We start from the raw sequence: 21,578 nt of genomic DNA, 5'->3' as shown, positions 1-21,578 counted from the left end.
AATTCAGCCCTAAAAAAAAGGACAAAAATTCAGGTTCTGCTGTGCTTGCCTATTTTAATCTTTATGCTGAATACCCTCGTCTTGCCCCCTACTTCCGCCAACTCTATCGCATCTGCGAGGTCATTGATAAGTCGGAACTAACAGGAATAGAAAAGGCACAATACATCAAAATATTGCGAGCACAGTTAACCGGCAGTGAGCTACTCTTACTTAGATACAACGCACAAACACCTCACGGAAAAAACTTTACACATTATATCAACGAGTATAACCTGCTCAAGCATCTCCCAACTTTTGAACTCCTTGAATTCAAAAGCTGGTGGGGGAACATGGCAAATAATTATACGGAGAGACTTAAGGTCAGTGTTTTTGTTGATACTTTACGCCATAGAATCAAGGAGCTTTTAAGGGAAGCTAAGTCGACCACAGATTTCACTCACTGGGGATGGAAATGTACCATCACTCGAGAGGATGACAAAAAGATAGACATCCATATTAAGAAGGTCAGCAAACAATGGACAAACGCTTTTAGCACACTCACCCCTACACAACGAATCCAACTCCTTCAATGTATTCTCATTGAAATATTCTGTAACTCTAACTTTGGAATTAAATGTCCCCAAAAGAATCTAATAATTAATCCAGTAGAAGGCTCTGACAAGAACTCTATACATTGTACTATAGAAGCGCAAGAGAGCCAAACTCTATATCAGAGTTTTCAGCGACTAAGTCAAATAAACCATCCTTGAAAATATTTATACAACTCCACGAGAGCTCCCGAATTTACAACATAGCAAGGATCAAACAACGAACTATTTGGCACTACAACCTGATCAGCCTTAGTCCCCCCCATACAGCGAGCCACCCGACGCAATGCTTCTCGGCATCACGTCGGGTGGCTCTGTTTGCTGGCGCTTCGGCAAAGGCTTAGATACCTACGTGCCCGCTGCCGTTACCAGGCTCGGGCGTCGTGCCACCTTCGGGCTTCTTTTCCTTCTTCTTAGCCTTGGGCTTAGCCTCCATACGTTCGTAGCTGACCTCTTCGGGACGAAGGCGGAAGTACATGGTATTCGGGCGAAGGTTCACGCGGGGCTCGGTGATATGCACGTTGGCATTGAACTCGCTCCCGACGGGCACGACCTTGCTCTTAAACGAAGGCGAAAGCGTCCCCAGACGGCCGAAGTCCACGATGTCGCCGTTAGCCACGACTTCGCGTGCCATATCAGCAGCGAGGTTGAGTACGCTCTGCACTTCCATGTAATTGAGGGTTGTGTCCTTGGCCACCAACTCGCAGAAGCGCTCGAAGCTCATGCGATGACGACCCGAAAGGGTGGCTTGGATGACTACCTTGCGTTCGCCGAGGGTGTAACCAATGGGTTTGTTTTTCTTACTCATAATTATTTAAGGTGTCTCCAGATTGTTCGCCCAGCCCCTGTCGGAGACTTTTTATACAAGGGCAGGATAATGTGTTTTTCAGCTGTCTCAAGGCCATTCAGTCGCTACCGTCAAAGCCTATGGTAAAAAGACGTATACGTTTTGCCCGCCAAACGTATACGTTCGGACGAGGAAGGGTATACGTTCGGATGAAAGACCCTATAAACTAAGCCCTTGTGTGACGGGTGAAGGTAAAGGAAAGACATGGAGCTTCGGGGGAAGAAGGTACTCCCCTACTTGCTCCACCTAATTACTGCAAGCCCCCAGTAGTCGACCCTTGGATCACTGCTGGGGACGCTTCTCTAAAGGTAAGGAAGGTGCATTTCTCCCTCTTTGAAGGGGAGCCCTCGGAGAGGGTAAGTCTCTTGGGAGAGCGGAAGGTCAGTCTTCCCGACTTAGGTGTAGATACCAGGCATTCCCTAGCGGGCGGTATAGATCTAGGCTCTTGGAATACCTTCGTGCGACTTGATCCAAGTCTTCGTTCGTAATACCCTTCACGATGAAGCGTGCAAGGACTGGATCTTGAGCAAGCTCTTCACTGTACTTCTTCATCTCTGCTGGAAGACTTGGGGCATAGATATACTCCTTATATCCCCCGCTTACAGAAAGCCCCCATGTGCTGACCATTAAGCGCACTTCAGCCTCCCCTTCGTAGTACAAGCGCTCGATGCCCGTCAGACCAAGGAGCGAATCTAGAGCTTGACGGTCTTCGGGGGCAAGGAGCAAGACGGTGCTGTCCCCTTCATCAAGAGGCGGGTAATGGAAGGGGGGATACTTGACGGCAATTGCTCGTAGACGCTCGAAGTCCGAAGCATGATGATCGAATGTCTCCAGCATCTGACGATCGGACAGCGTACCTCTGCGCTCACAACCCGAGGAGAAGAGCGAAAGAAGAAATAGGAATAGAAGGGATAGTCGAAACATAGTGATCGCTTTAGAAGTCGACTCTTTAGCATTCGCCTTGTGATCCTCTCAAAGGATGAAGCTATCCCGATCAAGAGGTTTGTCAGCGATATACCTTGGGGAATGTAAGCCCGCTTTGCTGTAAAAATACACTTTCTTATCCAACAGAAATTACCCCCACCATGGATTGCTGATAAAACTTCTCGTGGGTCACCCCTACGACCTACCGCAGACCTCCTTTGCGGGCAACGATGGCTTTGCTTCGTCAGTCTATTCGCTTTAACTTCGCCCCAAGGGAAAGAGGGAGGCTAACTTCCAAGCCAATAAGTACACCTTCCGAGCTAAAGGCGAAGGTACAGCATCCCTTCCCCACCTCGAAGAAGAAGACAGAGCAGACATGGCAAACAGAATACAGCAAAGAGCTATGAGAATAATGAGGTACGCATGGGCAGGCATTTGTATCGTCCTCCTCATGCTAGTCGCTTCGGACACGTACAGAAGCTTTACCTTCCCCGAGGAATATCCCTTCGGGGCGGAGAACGTATCCATATTATATCGGGACCTCCCCACCTATGTGAGTCTCAACGCAGCCCTCGCTCTCTGGCTACTCCTTGGCTTCGTGCTTGCGCTTTTCTGCAAGCGTAAGCATCGTGACTTCCTTGTGCTAGCACATGCTTTGATCACTCTGGTCATGCTTCTCCTTGGTGCTTGTGGGGACTAAGACTTTCCGCAAAGACAAAGCTTGATTCGGAAGCCTAAGTAGCTGATCTCCCACAACCTTAGCTTACAGCACAGACACAGCATTCACTTCCTTAATTTTCATAAAATACCACAGAATGAAAAGAAGTGTTGTAAGATCAAGGAAAAGGTGTTTATTTTGTAGTACATCTATCACTTAGACATCATGATAATGAACAGATTCCTACAACGACTACCGCGTTTAGGCTTCCGCTTGAAAGTGGCATTGCTGCTCGTAGGTGGGGTTGTGATAGGCTTAGGCGGACTCTTCCTCTATCTGCTTAGGTTCCATACCTACTTAGGCGACGACCCCTCGGCCTGTGTCAACTGCCACATCATGACCCCTTACTATGCCACGTGGATGCATGGTGCGCACGCTCGTAATACTACTTGCAACGACTGCCACGTACCTCATGACAATGTCTTCCGAAAGTATTACTTCAAAGGCAAAGACGGTATGAACCACGTGTATAAGTTCGTCACCCGCCAAGAGCGACAAGCCATCCGTGCCATCGACGAAAGCGCAGAGGTCATCATGGAAAACTGCGTGCGGTGTCATGCCACCCTTAACACTGAAATCGTCAACACTGGACGCATCTCCTACATGGACGTCAAGTGTGACCAAGGGAAAGCTTGCTGGGATTGCCATCGAGATGTGGCCCACGGCAAGATGAATTCCCTCTCATCCACTCCAGCAGCTCAGGTGCCACTTCCCGAATCACCCGTGCCCGACTGGCTACAGAAGATGGTCAAGTAATCCTCCATCATTCACTAGCGAAAAACAACAACAGAATAACAACAACGTAAAAGAGACTCAGAATCATGGCAAAACAGTTGAAACGTTGGCAAGGATGGCTCCTGTTCGGAGGCTCAATGGTCGTAGTCTTCGTCCTTGGGCTCATCGTTTCCTCCCTCCTCGAGCGTCGTGCTGAGGTGGTGAGCATCTACAACAACCGCAAACACCTCTTCACCGACTCCATCGTCTCACAGAATGAGAAGTTCGCCGAAGACTTCCCCCGCGAGTATCAGACTTGGGCAAAGACGGCAGACACTACTTATAAGGGTGAATTCAACAGCTCACAGCGTGTCGACGTACTCGCCGCTCGTCCAGAGATGGTCGTCCTGTGGGCAGGCTACTCGTTCGCAATGGAGTATAACACACCACGTGGGCACAAGCACGCCATCGAAGACATGCGTGAGATCCTTCGTACAGGCTCCCCTGGGGTGAACGGCAAGGAGGATATACAGCCCGGTACCTGCTGGACCTGTAAGAGCCCAGACGTACCTCGTATCATGAAGGAGAAGGGCATCGCAGAGTTCTACAAGGCTCCCTGGAGTAAGTGGGGTGACGAGATCGTGAACACCATCGGTTGCTCCGACTGTCACGATGCCCGCACCATGAACCTCAAGCCTGCTCGTCCCGCACTCTACGAAGCCTTTGCTCGCCGTGGTGACGATGTCTCCAAGCAGTCCCATCAGCACATGCGTTCGCTCGTCTGCGCTCAGTGCCACACCGAGTACTACTTCAAGGGCGATGGTAAGTACCTCACCTTCCCTCATGACAAGGGCTTCACCGTCGAAGATATGGAGGCTTACTACGACGAGATGGACTACTCAGACTACACGCACAAGCTCTCTCGAGCCCCTATCCTCAAGGCCCAGCACCCCGACTACGAACTCTGGCGTATGGGTATCCACGGACAGCGTGGTGTCTCCTGTGCTGACTGTCACATGCCCTACGTGAGTGAGGGTGGAGTGAAGTACTCCGATCACCAGGTCATCAGCCCGCTGGCTCGTATCGACAAGACCTGCCAGACCTGTCACCGTGAGGACGAAGAGACGCTCCGTCAGAATGTCTACGATCGTCAGCGCATGGCCAACGAAGTACGTAACCGTGTAGAGAAGGAACTAGCTAAGGCACACATCGAAGCTAAGTACGCTTGGGACAATGGTGCTACTGAGCCCGAGATGAAGGCTGCCCTTCAGGCTATCCGCAAGAGCCAGTGGCGCTGGGACTTTGCCGTAGCTAGCCACGGTGCTTCCTTCCACGCTCCTCAGGAAGTGACCCGCATCCTCGCTCAGAGCCTCGGCTATGCTCAGGACGCTCGTCTCTCCATCTCCAAGGTGCTCGCTAAGCATGGCTTCACTGGTGACGTACCCATGCCTGACATCTCCACTAAGGAAAAGGCTTGGGCTTACATCGGTGTCGATGGCAAGAAGCTCCAAGCTGACAAGGCTGAGTTCATGAAGACCGTCGTACCTAAGTGGGTACAGTCAGCTAAGGCACAAGGTAAGCTCATCGAACTCTAAGCAGAGCCCCTGAAGCTTGACACACATCTAGAATATCCTCTTATGGCGCGGCGACAGACCTCATCGTCTGCCGTCGCGCTTCTTCTCTACTCCAACTCCTTTCCCGTATGTTTAATGCTATCTGGAAAATGAAAGAAGGCTTTGCCACTGGTGCTGGGCTGATCCTCGTGGGGCTGATGCTCCAGTACAGCGTGGGTCCCATCCACTGGTCGGACTTCGCCTTCCCGATCAACGGCATCTTCCTCATCCTCTACCTACTCTCCCTCGTAGTCGTCTACCTACTACGTCATCGAGTACGCCTCTTCGCCTTCCTCTTCACCGCCGAAGCAGCTGTACCCACATTGATCTACGCTGCCCTACTCACCGTCGTGATGGGGCTCACGCGTCAGGTAGCACCTCATGAGCGTGCCATCGACCCCATCGGGCTGACACAGATGCTCTCCTTCTGGCCCTTTGTATTTATCTATGCTCGCCTTGCAGGTATCGTGGGGCTGATCGCACTACGGCAGATCTTACATTTCCGTCTGAGAGAAGTACCCTCCATGCTCTCACACATCGGGCTCTTCATAGCTATCGTCTCCGCTACGCTCGGTAGTGCTGATATGGAGCGAGTGAAGCTCACGGCCCAGACAGACATGCCCGAGTGGCGTGCTACCCACGAACAGGGCTTCATGGAGCTCCCTCTAGCTATCCAGCTGGAGAAGTTCACCATCGACGAATATCCCCCCAAGCTTCTAGTCATCAACAGCAAGACAGGGAAGTCCATCCCAGCGAAGAACCCTGACATCGTACTTATCGATAAGCACTTCCGTGAAGGTATGCTTCATCAGTGGCGCATCCGTATCCAGCAGAACCTTCCCCTGGCTGCACCCGTCATCACCTCTGATACTACGAGGTACGTCGCATGGGGATCGTCAGGTGCTGTGACTGCCCTTCTGGTCGAAGCACAGCCTATGAAGGATGGTAAGGAGGTCGGCAAGCCCCTCACCGGCTGGGTCACCTGCGGTAGCTACCTCTTCCCCTTCCAGGAACTCAAGCTCACCAAGGATCTAAGCCTTGTCATGGCACGGCGTGAACCCGAGCGCTATGCCTCACGTATCCATATCTACACCCAGTCGCAGAAGAACATCGTCGCTACCGTCGAAGTCAATAAGCCCGTCACGGTCGATGGATGGAAGATCTACCAGCTCAGCTATGATGAATCGATGGGTCGATGGAGCGAGACCAGTACCTTTGAGCTCGTCAAGGATCCTTGGCTACCTGCCGTCTATGTAGGGATCTACCTACTGCTGGCTGGTGCTGTACTCACCTTCATCGTCTCGCAGAAACGTCGCTAAGTCCTTCCACTTAGTTTAGGGTAGGCACACTTCCCGACGAAGGCGCAGAAAGCGCCCAAGGTACTAGGTATTCGTCCCCTACCTCTTCTGCTTATCCACTCCAACCCCTATCAATTCTATCCTCATGACTTGGGATTCCTTCATATTCTTCGCTATCCCTGCCCTCCTGCTATGGGCGGGCGGTGCATGGACGGCTTGGCGTAAGCGTCCTCTTCCTACCTACCTACTCACTGCAGCAGGACTTATCGTCTACTTCGCCTTCATCCTTGGGCTATGGTTGTCGCTGGAGCGTCCGCCTCTGCGTACCATGGGTGAGACTCGTCTGTGGTATGCCTTCTTCCTACCCACGGCGGGGCTGATCGTCTATTCTCGCTGGCGCTATCCTTGGATCTTAGCCTTCAGCACCGTCCTAGCTGGTGTCTTCACGACGATCAACATCGTCAACCCCGAGATCCACAACAAGACGCTCATGCCTGCGCTCCAAAGCCCTTGGTTCGCTCCACACGTCATCGTCTATATGTTCGCCTACGCTGTGCTCGGTGCTGCGGCGCTGATGTCTGCCTACCTGCTGTGGTTCAAGAAGTCCCCCATCAACGATCACGAGATGGACATCTGCGACAACCTCGTCCAAGTCGGTTGGGCGTTCATGACCGTGGGTATTCTCTTCGGAGCACTCTGGGCTAAGGAAGCTTGGGGACACTATTGGGCATGGGACCCTAAGGAGACGTGGGCTGCTGCCACATGGTTCGCCTATCTGGCTTATATCCATGTGCGCATCCGCTCCGACCGCTATCGTCGTGCGGCGCTCTGGGGGCTCTTCATCTCCTTCATCCTTCTGCAGATGTGCTGGTGGGGGATCAACTACCTCCCTTCGGCTCAAGGCGTGAGCGTCCACACCTACACCCTCGGCTAAGGACACAACCCACCCATAAGCCTCTCTAAAAGCAATCGTCCCCACCTGCAACCTCGGCTGCAGGTGGGGACAATCTACTATTCTACCTTACTCTTCGAGCTGGGAGCAGAAGCTACTTTCTATTCTTTCGGTTCAAACATAGCCTTCAACTCAGGGCAACATAATCTAAGCAGCTTATACGATCGCAAAAATAATTCATTCGTATCTGCATCATCTTTAGTAACCCTGAGTGTCTCCCTAAGAATGTCATCTCTGAAGGCATCGTTAGTGATATACTTAAACTTTTCCCTGTTGACATCTCCCAGTCTGCGGCACAGACTCTCGACAGCCTTATCAATAACTATATCCCTTGTAGGACCCACTTTAGGTGACGCAAAGATGATTTCATACTCTCTCCCTGGGAAATAGCCGCGCATTGCTAAATAAGAACGAACAAGCTTCTTCGTCACTCGGGCTGCAGCCTCTTCATCTGTTGAACCATACCTAAGTCCCTTCTCATGGAAAGCTATATCTATAGCATATACCTTACCAGCTTGATCTATCCCCAAGGCATCTATTTCAGCCTGCTTTAAGAACTGATCAAACTCTGATTGCTTGAAGATTCCACTAAAAGCTTCCTCTCTGCGTACCTTCTTAAAGATAGCATCAAGCTTTTCCTTGTTATTAATCGTCCAGTGGCTTGATACTTTCCAGTTTGTCTGATAGATGATACATCCCTTTACGTGCTTGAGGTAACTCAAGGCTAGGGACTCTCCGATTTCGATTTTCATGAGATCTGTTTGTATTGTGTTTGACGACGGGCAAAGCTAGGAAAAATAAGGCTGGCGGGCAAAGGGTATACCCTTCGTGATCAAGACGTATACGTTTTGCGCCCGAAACGTATACGTTTCCAGCCTAAGACGTATACGTTTCCAGGCACGAAACGTATACGTATTGGGGCAGGATGGTTTGGGCGAGGAATCTTGAGGCGTTTCACTGGGGGAAAGGTCACCTCCTTTAGCGCCCCTTTTGCGACCCACGGTAGATCGCTGAAAAAACCCACGGTAGGTCGTCGATGCGACCTACCGTGGGTCGCTTCGACGACCTACCATAGGTTCCTAAACCACCCCTTGAGATAAGCCTCGGGGGAAGGCTAAGCTTGAGTCCTTGCCGAGCCCAAATTCGACACCCCATATCAAGCGCTAACCTACGCCCTCAGCTAAGGGCACAGTGGGCGCATAAGCCTCCACAAATAAGCGTCCCCACCCGTAGTCTCAGCTACAGGTGGGGACACTTATTTAATATCGCCTTGCTATATGCCTTCTTTGCTGGCTATTGGTGATTCACTGGGAGAGCCCGAGTCACCCTGCTGGTAATTCGGGTCGATCATCACATGAAATTTCGGTGGATCGCAGGCTGTCGTAAAGATGACGATCCTGGGAGTACGCACACCTGGCATCGTCTCCCCTCCAATTAGCATACCATCCATCATAGAAGAAAACCTATCCAGATAGACGGCATCTGCTCGGCCATCGAAGTGAAATCCGCTTTTCGCTTCCCCCCTCCCTCTCGACCTATCGAAGGAGTACCACTCGCTACAGAAGCCATACCATGCAGGGTCATGGCTGAGATAAGCACGCTGCTCTGCCTGTAGCTTCTTCACCAGTCGACGATTGCCCTTAGCTTTCGCATCCTTCAGATCCTTCTCTCGCTGGAGTGCCGTCACAAAGAGGTCAGCCCGCACCCCACCAGAGAAGCTGGCCTCGTACCGCAAAGCATAACCGCCCCCAAAGCCATAGGCTGCGATGGGGTCATCGGGTGCGATCTTATAAGTCTGCCACTGCTTCGTCTGAGGTGTATAAGTCATATAGGTGACATCGGCCTGGACTCGTTGATCGGGCTCATCTACACCTGTGAACGCCCCCATAACACCTAAGTACGGGACGTAGGAAGAAGAGCCTCTTTCGTACAGATGAATCGCAGCTACGAGCTTGAGGAAAGGGCTATGCGGATAAGGCGTCTCCTCACGCCACTCCTTTTGCGGACTGCTGAGGTCGAGAGACAGGACGGTATTGGAGAGCTTACCATTCACACGGCCCCCGATGAGGTAGAGCACATTCTTTATGAGAGCTGAAGCCATCCCACTACGAGGCTCTGGCAAGCTGGGTAGCGGAGTGATCTCCACGCCAAGGCTATCGCTCAGCTGAATGATATAGGCGTCACTTAGGTCTCCCGCAGCAGACTGCCCACCTGCGACGATGAGCTGATCATCATACCGCTGGAATGCCGCATAGGCCGTTGGGTGGGGCAAATGCCCTACGAGCTTCCACCCCATATCCTGCTCCGAAGCCTTTGTCTCACAAGCAAGATTAAATGCGCCAAGATAGTCGGCAATATAGATCTCGGAATAGTAGCGCTTCGCTCCACCCTCTCGAGCTGGGCGGTCGGGGAAGTTACACCCACCAGCCATCACAAGTTGCCCCTGACGTGGCTCTCCCGCTATATGTCCCGACACCCCCTTGGCATAGGCGGGGTCTAACTGAGGTGTCTTGCTCTTGAAGATGCGCACCTCCTCTTGTGCATGTATCGTGCCATAGCTCGTACCCAGCGCAAGCAGGAGGAGAGCCATAAGCCTTGCTCTACGTAACATACTCTTCATCATTCGTACTTGTTTATTGATTGATTTCCCAGCCAAGACCAGCTCTTGTCCCGTGCTGGAGCTTTGCAAAGATAGATATTAAGGAGGCCCTTACCATAGGTACGATGCGAAGAGGCGAGTTAGGGAGGCGGAACACTATCCTTAGAACGAGGGTTATCTTCCGTGAAAAGGTAGGTGGCTTCGCTGGAATATAGGTTCGATGTAAAAGAACAGACGGGAAGTAGCCGAGACCTTCGGAGAGGAGAAGTCCAAGCTCGCTGGGTAAGCGAGCCTCGAGCGACAGAGCCTTCCCCCTTATCACCCTAAAGCAAAAGAAGTGATGCATTCACCCTGGGCTCTGCTGATCTTACTCATCCCGATCCTCGCCGAATACTATATGTCCCGCAGAGTGTGGCAACTCCTTCCCCCGATCCTTCCCCTGAAGGTCACAGTCGTAGCACTGATGACCCTCGCCTTCATCCTAGCCTTCGTCAGCTTCAGCGGTGCGCTGGATCGGATGCCCCTAGAGCTGGGTACCTTCACCTATGAGGTCGGGAACTCTTGGCTCATCCTGCTCCTATATCTGGTGATGCTCTTCGGGGTGCTAGATCTAGGGCTAGCACTGGGACTCGTCCCTCGCTCCTTCCTCAGAGGGAGCGTCGTGGGGAGCGTGAGTGTGCTCCTCTTCTTCCTTGGGCTCTTCACCTATGCCCACCTACGCTTTGAGGAGAAGCAACGTGTCGAGCTCACCCTAGGTTCAGAGGGGAAGGTACAGAAGCCCGTGAAGCTCGTCCTGATCAGTGACCTACACCTAGGCTACCACAATCGCCGTAGCGACCTTCGTCGTTGGCTTCAGCTGATCAAGGCGGAGCGCCCTGATGCCATCCTCATCGCTGGGGACCTGATTGATTGGTCGATCAAGCCCGTCCTAGAGGAGAGATCTGCGGAGGAGTTTCGAGAGCTAGGCATACCCATCTATGCGATCCTAGGCAATCACGACTACTATGCTGGCACGAGTGCTGACAAGGACTTCTGCGAGCAGGCAGGGATCCAGCTCCTGCAGGACAGCGTGGCCTACTTCGGTGATCTAGCGATCGTAGGACGTGACGACCGAACGAATCCCCACCGCAAGAGCCTCCAGCAAACCATGGAGGGCATCGACCGAAGTAAGTACATCATCGAACTGGATCATCAGCCCTACCACCTCGAAGAAGCAGAGCACTGTGGTGTGAACTTTGAGTTCGCAGGTCACACGCACCACGGGCAGGTCTGGCCACTCAATTGGGTCACGGATGCGATCTATGAGGATGCGTTCGGCCCGCTGACTAAGGGCAAGACCGAGTACTATGTCAGTTCGGGGCTTGGGATCTGGGGCGGTAAGTTCCGAATAGGCACGCAGTCTGAGTACGTAGTGGTGACCATCCGCTAACGGCGAATCAGAGCGAAAACGAAAGGGGCTGAAAAAACCTACTGTGGGTCGTCCTTACGACCTACCGTAGGTCGTCGAGGCGACCCACAGTAGGTTTTCTCAGCGATCTACCATCGGTCGTTTTTTACCCCCCTCAGACTACCTATTTATATAGGGCTGTATTTCGGCTCTCCAACCGATCAGTCAGGACGAAGTAAATAAATGCGTATCTTTGGGAGGCTTTGTAGCTTAGGCTACGGGATCACGGCCTTCCGTGAAGCAGATTCATTATCATCAAGTACACATCTAGAGATGAAGAAACTTATCGCTATCATGGCACTGGCAGGGATCACAACGACCCTGTCTGCGCAGACCCCAAAGGAGACTAAGGACAGCATTCAGCCCAATGTCTTCACGACTGTCAAGGATGCTCGCATCACTTCGATCAAGAACCAAGCAAACTCGGGAACTTGCTGGGCTTATTCCGCTCAGAGCTTCCTCGAAGATGAGCTCTTCCGCATCGGCAAGGGCGAGTATGACCTCTCGGAAATGTTCGTCGTCAGCCACTCCTACAGAGACAAGGGTCGTAAGTATGTCCGCCTGCATGGCAAGCTGAACTTCGCACAGGGTGGCTCCTTCTATGATGTACTCTACGTACTGAAGAACTACGGCGCAGTACCTCAGGCTATCCTCCCTGGGCTCAACTACGGCACGACGAAGAATCAGCACGGAGAAATGGAGGCTGGACTCAAGGCCTTCCTCGATGCTATCATCAAGAACCCCAACGGCAAGCTCTCCTCTGCTTGGTATCCCGCTTACGAGTCGATCATCGACCAGTACCTCGGCAAGCTCCCTGAAAGCTTCACCTTCAACGGCAAGAAGTACACCCCTCAGAGCTATGCTAAGGAACTTGGCCTCAACGCCGATGACTATGTATCGCTGACTTCCTTCACGCACCACCCCTTCTACGGCAAGTTCGCCCTCGAGATCGAAGACAACTGGCGCTGGGCTGAATCCTACAACCTCCCCATCGACGAACTCATGCGTACGATGGAGCACGCTATCGACAAGGGCTACACCATCGCTTGGGGCTCTGACGTGAGCGAAAAGGGCTTCACCCGTGACGGTATAGCCGTCCTTGCTGATGTCGAAGAGATCGAAACGAAGGGCTCCGACCAGGCTCGCTGGATCGGTCTGAACTACTCAGACAAGCAGCGCCTGATGACTCAGCTCATCCATTCAGCTAACGTCCCCGAGATCGAGCCTACTCAGGAATACCGCCAGAAGGGCTATGACAACTACGAACTCACCGACGACCACGGTATGGTCATCTACGGGATCGCCAAGAACCAGCTCGGTCGCAAGTTCTTCTTGGTAAAGAACTCTTGGGGTGAAGCTGGTGCCTACAAGGGTATCTGGTATGCTTCGTACAACTTCGTCAAGGGTAAGACGATGAACATCGTCGTTCATCGCACGGCTCTCCCCGATGACATCGCCAAGAAGCTTGGCATCAAGAATAAGTAAGTAGCTCCCTCGAGAGCACTTATCTCTACTCAGCGAGAGGCAATCCGTAACATTACGGGTTGCCTCTCGTGCTTATATCCCCTTCAATTACCAGCTAGTTAGGACATCTTCATCAGTCCAAGATTCCGCATTCTACCTCGCTTCTCTAGAGGTCTACTAAAGAGAAATATCTAAACTGTCAAAAAATGTTTGGCGGATTAAAATTATTTAACCTATATTTGTAGTGTGTTTTTCATGGTATTAGATTTAAGGTTAACGAAGAGAATTGGCTGTCGGGAGACAGTCAATTCTTGTTTTATAGCCCCAGCACTATCTTACCAGCTGTAACCATGCCTCTAGCTTCGACTTCACCCGCATAGAGATATGTAGCGAAGCACTTCCTTCCCCTCTAGGATATATCGGATAATGAGTAACTTTGTGCAGACTCTAGAGAAGTCTGCTAAGTACAATCGCTCTTCTCTAGAGCAAACAAATACAGCACTAAAGTAATGGCACAGAGTAACCAAAACCCATTAGTCGCTGAGGTATGCGCCTCCAAGCGGCACGATAAAGCCCTCATCTTAGTCACATTCGGAAGCACCTACGAAGGCCCACATAAGACCTTCGCTACGCTACGCCAAGCCTTTGCGGAGAACTTCCCCGACCGAGATATATATATGGCCTTCACCTCCAAGTTCTGCATTCGCCGATGGAAGGAGAAGACAGGAGAAGAATACTACACCACAGACAAATGGCTCGAGGCGATCGGAGCTGCTGGCTATCGAGCAGTCAGCATCCAGTCTCTACACGTCATCCCTGGGCTAGAATACTCGTTCATCGGTGACCGATATATTCCACAGTTCCACCGACTCTACCCGCAGATTCCTACCACGATAGGGGTACCTCTTCTATGGAGCCAAGCCGATATAGAGCGTGTCGGAGACTGCCTCTATTCGCTCTTCAGAGAGCGTCTTGAGCGTGGGGAAGCCCTCGTACTCATGGGGCATGGCAACAACACCGACAAGCACCCCGAAGCTAATGGTCGCTATCGTCGCCTCCATGACTATCTCCAGAAGCGCAACCCACGTATCCTCATCGGGACAGTGGACTTCGAGGATATGCTCTTCGAGGATGTCGCAGAGCAACTCCGTGAAGTGTGCCCCGAGGGCACGACGATCAACCTCCTTCCTCTGATGTCTGTAGCTGGAGATCATGCACTCAATGATATGGCAGGCGAAGAAGAGGAAAATGCTCCACTCGAAGAACAAAGCTGGAAGGTGCGCTTCCGTGCCTTGGGCTACCGCATTGACGACGAACACTGCCACCTCCATGGACTAGCAGACTTTGCTCCACTTCGCCAGATCTGGCTAGACCATCTGATGGCAGCTGAGCGGGAGCAGTAACCAGACAAGAACGAGAAGTAAGTATATCCGTATATCCAACTCCCCCCTAACTATGAATAAGCGTCTCTATCTACTCCTCCTCGCTCTCGCCCTTGGTCTAGAGCCTGCTGGAGCCATGCACATCATGGAGGGTTTTATTCCTATGAAGTGGTGCATCATCTGGTACCTCATAGCCCTACCCTTCGTCGTGCTTAGCTACCGCTTTGTGGCTCGTATGGTGAAGGCTTCTCCTCGCATGAAGAGCACCTTCGCTCTCTCAGCAGCTTATACCTTCATCCTCTCCGCTCTGAAGATGCCTTCGGTAGCAGGGAGTAGCTCGCACCTGACGGGTACGACGCTAGGGACACTTGCTATCGGCCCGATGGCTATGCCCCTCGTCGGGACGATCGTCCTGCTCTTCCAGGCACTTCTCCTAGCCCATGGAGGGATCAGCACCCTAGGGGCGAATATCTTCTCACTATCTATAGCAGGTCCTTTCGTAGCCTATGCATTCTACCGCCTCCTCATGGGGCTGAGACTCCATAGAAACGTGGCGATCTTCGTCGCTACCTTCTGTGGCTCCATGGCTACCTACATCGTGACCTCCTTCCAGCTTGCTATCGTCTATCCAGACGCTGTGTCGGGAGTGATGGGAGCAGCATGGAAGTTCCTCGGGATCTTCGCCATCACACAGATCCCTCTCTCGATCATCGAGGGGATACTAACCGTCGTAGTCATCGGTCTACTTGACAAGAGTCAGGTCAATGCCTCCATCTATACGGGTGGAGCTAAGGAAGAGCGCCAGACGAAGAAGAGCCTTCGCCCTCAGGTCATCCTCCTCAGCATCCTCGGAGCTATCTGCCTTGCCCTGCCCATCCTAGCAGGGATCTTCGATATAGGTACAGGTACCGATGATCAGGCAGGGGACATGATCGGTCACCTTACCCCAGGCTTCAGCCCAACGCCCTTCTGGGAGAGCTTCGAGCCCTCGGAATTAGGCGAACCCCTCCTCTTCGCTCTACAGGTAGCCATCGGCATCGCCCTCTTCGCCTGGGGCTACTATCAGCTGGTCTATAAGAAGCGCCTCAAGAAGGAGCAAGAAGAGCACATCTAATGTCGCATACACAGAGTTGTTCGCTACGGCCTAGCCTACGTAGAGAGCAGGCATACTTTGTCCTTTGTCTCCTTGCCCTTGGTGTAGCCTTAGCACTTCAGCACACGCTCCTACTTCTAGCCTTCGCCATCCTCATTTATGGGCTTGCCTTTCGCTTCTATGGGGAGCGACGGAGCGGCTTAGTGCGCCGGATCCTAATCCTCGCAGGTTTCATCTCACTCTCGATCCTACCTCTTGCAGTTGGTCGAGGTGAGCCCACCTCGCTCCTTCTTGATCTAGGAGGATGGGGCTTCACCTACGACGGGCTTCGTGTAGCGATCAAGACTTGGCTTAGATGCTTAGCCTCCGTGGGGTCGATGATCCTTCTACTCCAGCTCCTTCCCCTGCACCGCCTCTATGTGGTACTGCGCAGTCTGGGCATCCCCAAGCTCTTCATTGATCTAGTCGAACTGACCTACCGCTATATCTTCGTCCTCGAGGAGACAGCGGGACAAATTCGCTTAGCACAGACCAGTCGTCTGGGCTACCAAGGAAGCATACGGCGACGCATACAGCACTTTGGGATGCTTCTCTCACGCACCTTCGTCCTTAGCCAAGTAGAGTCAGACAAGCTCTATCTAGGGCTGGTCTCTCGTGGCTATGAGGATGAGCCTCTCCTGCAGTCCAAGGAAGAGGAAGCTACTCAAGGCGAGTCCCCCGTGCTTCGCCTTGAAGGGATCTCGTTCGTCTACGAAGATGGATACGAAGCGCTACACTCCCTCTCCCTCTCTATCCATAGAGGAGAGCGCATAGCTCTGATCGGGCACAATGGGGCTGGGAAATCCACCCTCTTCCTCCTGCTCTCTGGTCTTCAGCAGAGCTGGAGAGGAGAGCTCTATCTTCACGGGGAGATCATCACGCCACAGGAGCGAGTAGCCCTACGCCGTCGAGTCGCTCTTGTCCTACAGAACTCCAACTATCAGCTCTTCACTCCTTCCGTCGAAGATGAACTCTCCTTCGGACTGAAGAACATGGGATTGGAGGGAGAAGCGCTCCACCTGCGCCTTGAGGAGCTCCTCACCGAATACCAGCTCCTTGACCTGCGTCATAAAGCTCCCCATGAGCTCAGCGAAGGGCAGAAGAAATGGGTGGCTCTAGCCGCTGTCCTTGCTACAGATCCCGAGATCATCATCCTCGACGAACCGACAGCAGCACTTGATGCACTCTATACGGAGCGTGTACTGGAGCTCCTTGAGCGTCTCCACGAGCGGGGGAAGACGGTCATCGTCTCCACGCACGACATGGATCTAGGGTATCAGTTCGCAGACCGTGTACTCCTCCTCTCCAAGGGGAAACTCCTAGCTGACCGCCCTGCACTAGAGCTGTGGCAGGATAGAGAGCTACTAGCCTCGGCACACATTCCCCAGCCTTGGGCTCTACGTACGACAAAGCTATCGCAGCATCGCCCTGCGAGCTCCGCTCAAGGAGTGAAGCACTATCACCTCCCCCTCTTCCTCGCAGCAGAAGAGCTCCCCGTCCTATTCATCGGAGGGGGACAAGGTGTCTGGCGCAAGGCTCAGGGGCTCATCGACCGACACATCCCCTTCACTATACTCTCCCCCACCCTTTGTCCCGAGCTAGAGGCTTACGATGGTAAGGGAGTTTTTCGCTGGATACGTCAGCGATATACGGGGGAAGAAGATCTATCTCCTGCCCGAATCATCATCCTAGGGATAGGTGATCCCGAAGAGGAGCGACTGATCGCCGACCGACTAGCCTCGGGAGGGTACCTCTTCTCTGTGCTCAGTGATGCACAGAGGGGAAATATTCAATTCGGAGCTACTGCACACCGAGAGGGGATCACATTCTCTGTCCACAGCGATTACCGCTTACCCGAGATCACCCAGAGCCTGAAGGAGGCTTGGGTCAAAGATTTACCAGCAGGCATCGGAGCTCATCTAGAAGAACTGGCCGCACTAAGAGTCGCCATGCTCGAGGCTCCAGAGGGCGAGGCAAAAGATCGCCTTCGCAAAGCCTACACCGAAAAGAAAGAATCACTACTGCAAGATACGATCCATGATCGGACTCATTAGCATTAACCACAAGACCGCTTCACTATCCCGCCGAGAGCAATTCGCCCTCTGCGAAGAGGAGGCAGTACAACTCATCGATCTCTGGAAGAGAGAAGAGGGGCTCCTCGGAGGGCTCGTACTGTCTACATGCAATCGTCTAGAGATCTACTACGAAACTCCCTCTCGCATCACCTCAGAGCAAGAGACTCGACTCATCCGTAGCCTCTATCGCTTCAAGAAGGTACGCCACCTCGGTGATGAATCCATCTTCGAGACACGTCAGCATCAGGAGGCGATCAAGCACCTCTTTCGTCTGGCCTGTGGGCTCGAGTCCATGGTCCTAGGTGAGACACAGATCCTGGGGCAACTCAAGGAAGCCTTCCGCCTCGCTACGAGCCATAGTCAGAGCACCTCAGTCCTCTCCCGACTCTGTCACAAAGCCTTCGAGACAGCCAAGAAGGTACGTAGCGAATATCTACTCTCTGCTACCCCCATCTCCGCAGGTGCTGCAGCGGTAGACTACCTCCACCATAACGCCTCAGACTTTCTACAGCAGCCAGTGCTCATCCTCGGAGCAGGCCAGATGGCTGAAGCTATAGCTCAGCGCCTACAGGAGCTTCAGCACCCCGAGATCAGCATCTACAATCGCACAGGCTCACGTGCCGAGCTCTTTGCCACGAAGCATCACATCGCTCAGGTCTTCTCTGAGGATAGGCTCTCCGATGCTCTCCGATCAGCGACCATCATCTTCGTAGCTACCTCCTCTCTCACCCCCATCATCACTGAGGAGGTCGTCCCTCATACCCCTCTGGAGACAAGGCACTTCTTCGACATGGCTGTCCCCCGCAATGTCGATCCATCTCTAGAAGAGCTACCAAGCATCCGACTCTACACCATCGATGACCTCAGGGGCCAGCAGTACCTCTCTAGGGAGAAGGCTCATCAGGATGAAGAGATCCAGAGCTACCTCCAGACGATGACTCAAGACTTCATCGCTTGGTGCGACGCTGCCGAGGTTCGTGAAGTGATCGGGCTAGTCCAACAGGTCTCTCACCAGCTTCTCCAGAAGGAGCTCGCTAACCTACCCCACGAGCTGACCGAAGGCGAGCGAGAGCTCGTCTCCCGATGGGATGAGCACCTGCGCACGACCTATACCACAGCCATCGTCTCTGCTCTGCGTGAGCTCAGCGAAGAGACGGGGCTCAAGATCTACTCAGAAGCTACCCTACAGCTATTCTCTCATATCCAAAGCAAACTACCTCAGCATGACGCATAGGACGCTCATCTTAGGCTCTCGAGGAAGCCAACTAGCCCTACGCCAAAGCGAGCTCGTACGAGACGCTCTACTTAGTACCCACCCCGACCTCCAGATCGAGATCAAGATCATCAAGACCAAGGGGGATAAGCTCCAGCACCTCGCTCTAGATGCTTCTGGAGACAAGGGGCTCTTCACTGGGGAGCTAGAGGCCTCTCTCCGTCGAGGTGAGATCGACCTAGCAGTGCATAGCCTCAAGGACCTCCCTGTAGATCCAGCCGAAGGCACATGCCTCGCTGCTTACCTCCCTCGAGCAGTCACCCATGACACCCTCATCGGCCCCTGCCCCCTAGAGTCTCTACCCGAAGGGGCTGTCGTAGGTACCTCGAGTAAGCGTAGAGCCTACCAGATAGCCCTTCACTATCCACACCTACGTACCGAGCCCATCCGAGGCAATGTGGAGACACGCATCGGGAAGGTACACTCTGGGCTCTTCGATGCCACACTCCTTGCCGAAGCTGGTCTCTCCCGCCTAGGGATGAATGAGCTCGAGCGCTACCCCATCGAGGAGGCAGTCATCGTCCCTGCTCCAGGGCAAGCAGCCATCGCTGTACAAACCCGCCAGGATGACACAGAGCTATACAGCCTCCTAGAGAGCATCCATGATGCCAAGACTGAGCGAGAGGTGACGATCGAGCGGAGCCTACTGAAGCGACTAGGTGGTGGCTGTGCCCTTCCTCTAGGCTGTATCTGTCACATCACCGATAGACAAGCGGAGCTCCGAGTCTTCTATGCCAGTAGTTCGGGAGAGAAGCACTACAAGGCCAAGCACACCGTCCCTCTCTCCGAGATTGACCTCCTCCTTGATCGCCTCACCGACGAACTAAGAAGTATCACCACAGCATGAGCACAGTATACCTAGTAGGAGCAGGTCCTGGAGACCCCAAGCTCCTTACCCGTAGAGCCTATGAGCTCATCACCACCTCCGAAGTCATCGTCTATGATGCCCTCGTCTCACCCAGCATCTTAGCCCTCATTCCCGAGGGAACTAAGCTATACCATGTCGGTAAGCGCTATGGAGCCCACTCGCTCAAGCAGCCAGAGATCAATGAGCTACTAATCGAACTAGGAAAAGCCGACCTAGGTAAGGTCGTACGACTCAAGGGCGGAGACCCCTTCGTCTTTGCTCATGGAGGAGAAGAGATGGCAGCCCTTCGGGAAGCTGGCATAGCCTACGAGATCGTGCCTGGGATCACGGCAGGCCTTGCTGCTCCAGCCTACTTCGACATTCCCCTCACCCATCGGGGACTCAGTCGCTCCTTCACCTGCCTCACGGCGCACACTGAGGACGGAGAACTGCCCGACTTCGACTGGACCAGCCTAGCTCGACTCTCGGGGACGCTAGTCTTCTACATGGGAGTAAGGCAAGTGGCTCAGATCAGTGGGGCCCTTATCGCAGCAGGGATGTCCGCCTCTACCCCAGCAGCCCTACTAAGCCGAGGTACGACTCCCCAGCAAACCCTACTGGAGCGCACCCTAGGAGCGTTCACCGATGCATCGGAGGACTTCTCTGCGTACGCTCCTGCACTCTTCATGATCGGTCAAGTTCTGAGATTTGCTGAAGGGCGCACCTCTCGTCCGCTTTCGGGGAAGAAGATCATCGTGACTCGAGCCCGACACCAAGCCTCTGTCCTTCAGGAGGCGCTGGAAGAGAAGGGCGCAGAGGCTTACCTCCTTCCCACCATCCAGCTTACCCCTAATGAGGAAGTCGAGGCCGAACTTGACAGCACGCTCCAGAGCCTATCCAGCTATGACTGGATCCTCTTCACCTCGCCCAATGCCGTAGAGTTCTTCTTCTCGGCGCTTCACCAGCGTGGGAAGGATAGTCGACACCTAGCTCCCTGCAAGATCGGGGCACTAGGCCCTATGACTGCTCAGGCTCTTAGTGCGTATGGGATCACCGCAGACTTCATCCCTCAGGAATACTATGCCAAGGTCTTTGCCGAGGAATTCATCCAGCGAGCGAGGCTTGCCTCTGTCAAGCGTGTTCTCCTGCCCAACTCTGCTCTTGCGGGTGATGATCTCTCGGAGCTCCTCGCCGAAGCGGGTATCTCTTGCCATCGCCTTCCCCTCTATAAGAATATGCCCATCAGCTATACCGCTCGCGAACTAGAGGAGGCACTCGACTCGGCTGATTACCTTACGGCCTGTAGTTCCTCAGCCATCCATCATCTAGTGAACTTGCTACGGGTGCACGAGCTAGAGCACCTGCTGAAGGCGCTCCCTCTAGCTGTCCTCGGAGAGCAGACAGCTGAAGCCGCTCGGAGCTATGGCATTGAGCCAAAGCTCATCGCTGCTCAGCCTAGGATCACTTGTCTCGTAGAGGCTCTTGCGAAGGATGCTGAGCACTAGAGGCCTCACATCCATCATCTAAGAAGCTCCGCTTATTCAACCCGAGGGGGTATCTGCTGGTCAGATACCCCCTCTTTTTATGACTATAAGGTAGAGTAAAGAGCGAGCACTATCAATGAAGGCTCATCACTCTTCTACCCGCTCCACGTAGCATGCTTAGCCGAAGAAATAGGGGGGAGTCTACGGTACAAATTGCCGAAA

The 21,578-nt window shown here is 53.2% G+C and carries 18 protein-coding genes; 14 read left to right on the top strand and 4 right to left on the bottom strand.

Going from position 1 to position 21,578, the window contains the following annotated elements; genetic code table 11:
- Positions 1–749, top strand: a 749-nt coding sequence (locus Q0336_RS00560; RefSeq protein ID WP_298524217.1) for a putative phage abortive infection protein, incomplete at its 5' end; no start/stop codon positions are given.
- A gap of 178 nt (positions 750–927) precedes the next feature.
- Here Q0336_RS00560 and Q0336_RS00555 read toward each other — a convergent pair.
- Positions 928–1,395 carry a DNA-binding protein gene (locus Q0336_RS00555; protein ID WP_298524214.1) on the bottom strand — a complete coding sequence of 156 codons (468 nt, stop codon included), beginning with the start codon at positions 1,393–1,395 and terminating at the stop codon, positions 928–930.
- 420 nt (positions 1,396–1,815) lie between these two features.
- Complete coding sequence (locus Q0336_RS00550; RefSeq protein ID WP_298524212.1) at positions 1,816–2,358, bottom strand: hypothetical protein; 543 nt, start codon at positions 2,356–2,358, stop codon at positions 1,816–1,818.
- Positions 2,359–2,761: 403 nt separating this feature from the next.
- Here Q0336_RS00550 and Q0336_RS00545 point away from each other — a divergent pair, with 403 nt between their 5' ends.
- The 5 genes from Q0336_RS00545 to ccsA all read left to right on the top strand — a co-directional run bounded on the left by Q0336_RS00545 (position 2,762) and on the right by ccsA (position 7,635).
- The gene (locus Q0336_RS00545) at positions 2,762–3,058 is read left to right on the top strand and encodes a hypothetical protein (protein WP_298524210.1); all 297 of its coding nucleotides are present in this window, start codon (positions 2,762–2,764) and stop codon (positions 3,056–3,058) included.
- Between the two features lie 183 nt (positions 3,059–3,241).
- Complete coding sequence (gene nrfH, locus Q0336_RS00540; RefSeq protein WP_298524207.1) at positions 3,242–3,832, top strand: cytochrome c nitrite reductase small subunit; 591 nt, start codon at positions 3,242–3,244, stop codon at positions 3,830–3,832.
- A gap of 65 nt (positions 3,833–3,897) precedes the next feature.
- Positions 3,898–5,385, top strand: coding sequence for an ammonia-forming cytochrome c nitrite reductase (gene nrfA / locus Q0336_RS00535; RefSeq protein ID WP_298524204.1), 1,488 nt, complete (start codon positions 3,898–3,900; stop codon positions 5,383–5,385).
- A 128-nt stretch (positions 5,386–5,513) separates the two neighbouring features.
- The gene (locus Q0336_RS00530; protein WP_298524201.1) at positions 5,514–6,722 is read left to right on the top strand and encodes a cytochrome c biogenesis protein ResB; all 1,209 of its coding nucleotides are present in this window, start codon (positions 5,514–5,516) and stop codon (positions 6,720–6,722) included.
- Between the two features lie 124 nt (positions 6,723–6,846).
- Positions 6,847–7,635, top strand: coding sequence for a cytochrome c biogenesis protein CcsA (gene ccsA, locus Q0336_RS00525; protein WP_298524198.1), 789 nt, complete (start codon positions 6,847–6,849; stop codon positions 7,633–7,635).
- A gap of 119 nt (positions 7,636–7,754) precedes the next feature.
- Here ccsA and Q0336_RS00520 read toward each other — a convergent pair whose 3' ends face one another.
- Both Q0336_RS00520 and Q0336_RS00515 read right to left on the bottom strand, forming a co-directional pair.
- Entirely contained in the window at positions 7,755–8,405 is a 651-nt protein-coding gene (locus Q0336_RS00520; protein ID WP_298524195.1) for a hypothetical protein, read from the bottom strand.
- A gap of 521 nt (positions 8,406–8,926) precedes the next feature.
- Positions 8,927–10,264: a hypothetical protein gene (locus tag Q0336_RS00515; RefSeq protein WP_298524192.1), complete on the bottom strand. Its 1,338-nt coding sequence runs from the start codon at positions 10,262–10,264 to the stop codon at positions 8,927–8,929.
- 328 nt (positions 10,265–10,592) lie between these two features.
- Between Q0336_RS00515 and Q0336_RS00510 the strand changes: the two genes are divergently transcribed.
- The 8 genes from Q0336_RS00510 to cobA all read left to right on the top strand — a co-directional run bounded on the left by Q0336_RS00510 (position 10,593) and on the right by cobA (position 21,377).
- A complete protein-coding gene (locus tag Q0336_RS00510) occupies positions 10,593–11,681 on the top strand; it encodes a metallophosphoesterase (RefSeq protein WP_298524189.1) in 1,089 nt (362 codons plus the stop codon).
- A gap of 291 nt (positions 11,682–11,972) precedes the next feature.
- Positions 11,973–13,184 (top strand): C1 family peptidase, encoded by a 1,212-nt coding sequence (locus tag Q0336_RS00505; protein WP_298524186.1) that lies wholly within the window; start codon positions 11,973–11,975, stop codon positions 13,182–13,184.
- Between the two features lie 488 nt (positions 13,185–13,672).
- Positions 13,673–14,566, top strand: coding sequence for a sirohydrochlorin cobaltochelatase (locus Q0336_RS00500; RefSeq protein WP_298524184.1), 894 nt, complete (start codon positions 13,673–13,675; stop codon positions 14,564–14,566).
- A gap of 52 nt (positions 14,567–14,618) precedes the next feature.
- The gene (locus tag Q0336_RS00495; RefSeq protein ID WP_298524182.1) at positions 14,619–15,659 is read left to right on the top strand and encodes an energy-coupling factor ABC transporter permease; all 1,041 of its coding nucleotides are present in this window, start codon (positions 14,619–14,621) and stop codon (positions 15,657–15,659) included.
- A complete protein-coding gene (locus tag Q0336_RS00490) occupies positions 15,659–17,731 on the top strand; it encodes an ATP-binding cassette domain-containing protein (RefSeq protein ID WP_298524179.1) in 2,073 nt (690 codons plus the stop codon). Before Q0336_RS00495 ends, Q0336_RS00490 begins: the two co-directional genes overlap by 1 nt.
- Entirely contained in the window at positions 17,715–18,986 is a 1,272-nt protein-coding gene (hemA, locus tag Q0336_RS00485) for a glutamyl-tRNA reductase (RefSeq protein ID WP_298524176.1), read from the top strand. The genes Q0336_RS00490 and hemA overlap by 17 nt, the downstream gene beginning before the upstream one ends.
- Positions 18,976–19,872 carry a hydroxymethylbilane synthase gene (gene hemC / locus Q0336_RS00480; RefSeq protein WP_298524172.1) on the top strand — a complete coding sequence of 299 codons (897 nt, stop codon included), beginning with the start codon at positions 18,976–18,978 and terminating at the stop codon, positions 19,870–19,872. The genes hemA and hemC overlap by 11 nt, the downstream gene beginning before the upstream one ends.
- Positions 19,869–21,377: a uroporphyrinogen-III C-methyltransferase gene (cobA, locus tag Q0336_RS00475; protein ID WP_298524169.1), complete on the top strand. Its 1,509-nt coding sequence runs from the start codon at positions 19,869–19,871 to the stop codon at positions 21,375–21,377. The genes hemC and cobA overlap by 4 nt, the downstream gene beginning before the upstream one ends.
- Positions 21,378–21,578: the final 201 nt, after the last annotated feature.

The sequence above is a fragment of the uncultured Porphyromonas sp. genome (genome assembly GCF_938039215.1).
Taxonomy (GTDB): Bacteria; Bacteroidota; Bacteroidia; order Bacteroidales; family Porphyromonadaceae; genus Porphyromonas.
Note: the sequence above shows the minus strand (reverse complement) of the source record. Positions and strands in the feature narration are given on the sequence as shown.

Bases quoted from the DNA above. Each gene is read 5' to 3' on its own strand.
- Q0336_RS00555 (WP_298524214.1), bottom strand. From the start codon at position 1,395: ATGAGTAAGAAAAACAAACCCATTGGTTACACCCTCGGCGAACGCAAG.
- Q0336_RS00550 (WP_298524212.1), bottom strand. From the start codon at position 2,358: ATGTTTCGACTATCCCTTCTATTCCTATTTCTTCTTTCGCTCTTCTCC.
- Q0336_RS00545 (WP_298524210.1), top strand. From the start codon at position 2,762: ATGAGAATAATGAGGTACGCATGGGCAGGCATTTGTATCGTCCTCCTC.
- nrfH (WP_298524207.1), top strand. From the start codon at position 3,242: ATGATAATGAACAGATTCCTACAACGACTACCGCGTTTAGGCTTCCGC.
- nrfA (WP_298524204.1), top strand. From the start codon at position 3,898: ATGGCAAAACAGTTGAAACGTTGGCAAGGATGGCTCCTGTTCGGAGGC.
- Q0336_RS00530 (WP_298524201.1), top strand. From the start codon at position 5,514: ATGAAAGAAGGCTTTGCCACTGGTGCTGGGCTGATCCTCGTGGGGCTG.
- ccsA (WP_298524198.1), top strand. From the start codon at position 6,847: ATGACTTGGGATTCCTTCATATTCTTCGCTATCCCTGCCCTCCTGCTA.
- Q0336_RS00520 (WP_298524195.1), bottom strand. From the start codon at position 8,405: ATGAAAATCGAAATCGGAGAGTCCCTAGCCTTGAGTTACCTCAAGCAC.
- Q0336_RS00515 (WP_298524192.1), bottom strand. From the start codon at position 10,264: ATGTTACGTAGAGCAAGGCTTATGGCTCTCCTCCTGCTTGCGCTGGGT.
- Q0336_RS00510 (WP_298524189.1), top strand. From the start codon at position 10,593: ATGCATTCACCCTGGGCTCTGCTGATCTTACTCATCCCGATCCTCGCC.
- Q0336_RS00505 (WP_298524186.1), top strand. From the start codon at position 11,973: ATGAAGAAACTTATCGCTATCATGGCACTGGCAGGGATCACAACGACC.
- Q0336_RS00500 (WP_298524184.1), top strand. From the start codon at position 13,673: ATGGCACAGAGTAACCAAAACCCATTAGTCGCTGAGGTATGCGCCTCC.
- Q0336_RS00495 (WP_298524182.1), top strand. From the start codon at position 14,619: ATGAATAAGCGTCTCTATCTACTCCTCCTCGCTCTCGCCCTTGGTCTA.
- Q0336_RS00490 (WP_298524179.1), top strand. From the start codon at position 15,659: ATGTCGCATACACAGAGTTGTTCGCTACGGCCTAGCCTACGTAGAGAG.
- hemA (WP_298524176.1), top strand. From the start codon at position 17,715: ATGATCGGACTCATTAGCATTAACCACAAGACCGCTTCACTATCCCGC.
- hemC (WP_298524172.1), top strand. From the start codon at position 18,976: ATGACGCATAGGACGCTCATCTTAGGCTCTCGAGGAAGCCAACTAGCC.
- cobA (WP_298524169.1), top strand. From the start codon at position 19,869: ATGAGCACAGTATACCTAGTAGGAGCAGGTCCTGGAGACCCCAAGCTC.